Raw genomic sequence first — 2778 nt, 5'->3', positions numbered from 1 at the left:
GAAATATCGGTTGGTTTGCCTCCTTTATGTTGTTGCATTTAGGGCTTTGGTTGGGGCGCAATCGTCCAGAAGTTTTGTTTCCTCGAATATCTTTGGGCATTTTGCTGTTAGAAATTGTGGTTTTATTGGTAGGGGGGGTTGCCTGGGGTTGGATAAATTTCCTGATTGGTTTAGTATTTCCAATTGGGATTATCGGAATTGATGCGCTAATCCGCCGCGTTAACTTCCCGCCTTTTCATTTAAGTTGGTGGAGGCGACATTACCGCGCACGCTCTTCGGTAATTATTAAGGATTCTGTCATACTCCAGGTAAGCATCCTAATTATTTTAATATGCAGTGCAGTCACAACGGGCTGGTTATTTGGTGCGAAGCTTAACACGGCGACAAAAGCTACAGATGAAAATCTATTCGTTGTGTTGCTGATGACAGTGGCATTTATAGGAGTAGCTATAGCCTGTTGGACAACCTTACCCCAAGTAGTAGCCATTGCAGAGGCACGAGAAGCTGCCGAACACCTGTTTACTGTTGCCCAAGATGGTATTTTGGTCTTGGATGAGCAGGGTAGTATCAGGCAAGCAAACCCAGCAACTGAATCTATTTTTGATATTAAACCATTTGAGTTGCTAGGAAATCGCCTCAGTAAATGGATATTTGGATTTCCTGACTATCCACACCAATGGACAAAGCGAAGTGAACACACCCTGTTCCACAAAGCTGGTGTCCAAACTTTGGAAATTTCTATTTCCGACCGACCGCATCAAGATTTTCAAGAATATGTCGTTATTCTCCACGACATTACTAAACGCAAACAAGCAGAGGAAAGATTACGAAAATCACAAGCACAATTACAACAAGAAGCAAAGCTGTTAGCATCCCAACTGGTGCAGAGCGAAAAAATGTCTAGTTTGGGGCAGTTAGTAGCAGGTGTAGCTCACGAAATCAATAACCCCGTGAATTTTATCTATGGTAATTTAACCCCTGCCAATCAGTACACCCAAGATTTACTTGAACTGCTGCAACTATACCAGCAATACTATCCTAACCCAGTAGCCCAAATCCAAAACCAAGCACAAGCCATAGACATTGATTTCTTAATAGAAGACCTACCAAAGTTACTAACTTCTATGAGAATCGGTGCTGAAAGAATTACAGAAATTGTACAATCTTTACGTAACTTTTCCCGCCTAGATCAGGCAGACATGAAGGCGGTAAACATTCACGAGGGTATTGATAGTACCTTGATGCTCTTAGAGCATCGCCTCAAAGCTACAGCTAATTATCCAGCGATTAGACTCATCAAGAAATACAGCAATTTACCGTTGGTAGAATGTTACCCTGGACAACTCAATCAGGTGTTTATGAATATTCTTGTAAATGCAATCGATGCTTTAGAAGAATCGATAGTCGCTGAAAAAAACATTAATACTCCCCAGATTTGCATTTGTACTAGTTTCATTGCTGACCAGCAATTAGTAATTATTTCTATTGCTGATAATGGTCGTGGTATCCCGGAAAATATTCAAAAGCAACTGTTTGACCCCTTTTTTACCACAAAACCAGTCGGGAAAGGCACAGGCTTAGGCTTATCTATTAGTTACCAAATAATTACTCAAAAACATCAGGGGACATTAGAATGTATTTCCTCTCTTAATAAAGGTACAGAATTTATAATTACAATTCCCCTAAAGCATTCATAAAAAACAAAATGAGTGAAGAAGGCAGCTATGCTGAAGGCAGAGGGCAGAAAGTTTACAATTAGTTTAGGTCTGTTCGCGCAGCGTCTCGCAGAGAAGCCTACACTAATTGCAAGACACCAAATCAAATATTTTGGTGTGGGCCTTCAACCCTTACTCTTAACCCTTGGAGATGCTGCGCGTAGCAAGATCCTTGTAGGGGTAATGATACCACAAAATATTTATGCAAGAGTTCTAGTCGTAACAGAGAGTAGGAATCAGAATTCCCTTCTGATTACTGAGTCGATTCTACTAAAATTTTCCAGCAAAATTTTAATTTTGAAGCAAAACAAGGGAACTCTAGGTAAGAGTTGATTATTGTTGCGTCTAGTATGATTATGGCTTCTCAGAATCAAGGCTCAGATTTGCCACCAGTTTCCTTCCAGCGATGTCGTCATTGAGCCAAACTTCCAAAGATGGTTCTTGAGGATAACTAGTGGTACGAGTATTAGCAACAAAATTAAATATGGCTATGCTCTTGCCCTAAGCATGGGAATTTTTATAACCACTATTGGCCTAATTTCAGGAGACTATTAATGGTTGAAGTCCTAGCTATAAATCTTACTTTTTTACGAAAGATGTAAGTAGTTTTTATGATTTTTTTAAACTTTATACTAGACTAGTTTTTAATTACCTTAAACTCTTATTAAAAATTATGTTAAATCCTGATAACTACTTAGAAAAAGCCAGGACTCAGCCTGTAGAATTACTACAAATAGAAACACTCAGAGTAGCAGATTCTCAGAAGATTGTCGCTATCACCGTTGAAAAAATCCGTCAATCTCTTGACTTAGAATATATTTTTCAGACAACTACTCAAGAAATTAGGCAATTGTTCAACTCTGACCGTGTAATTTTATATCGTTTCAACCCAGATTGGAGTGGAAAAGTTGTCTCTGAATCCTTAGCACAGGGGTGGTTGCCTCTAATTGGGCAGCAAGCGCATCAACCACAATTAGTAGAAAATATCAGTGAATGTAGCTTGAAAAATTTATCTATTCCTCCAATTGTCGATACTTATTTACAAGATACACAGGGAGGGCGC

General features: G+C 39.2%; 2 protein-coding genes. Both read left to right on the top strand.

Going from position 1 to position 2778, the window contains the following annotated elements:
• Positions 1-1697, top strand: a 1697-nt coding sequence (locus H6G26_RS40685; RefSeq protein ID WP_190737707.1) for an ATP-binding protein, incomplete at its 5' end; no start/stop codon positions are given.
• A 691-nt stretch (positions 1698-2388) separates the two neighbouring features.
• The coding region (locus H6G26_RS40680; protein WP_190737706.1) for a GAF domain-containing protein at positions 2389-2778 on the top strand (390 nt) is incomplete at its 3' end.

Origin of the sequence: Nostoc sp. FACHB-888 (assembly GCF_014696655.1) — a bacterium.
Taxonomy (GTDB): Bacteria; Cyanobacteriota; Cyanobacteriia; order Cyanobacteriales; family Nostocaceae; genus Nostoc.
This window is presented reverse-complemented; position numbering and strand designations above follow the sequence as displayed.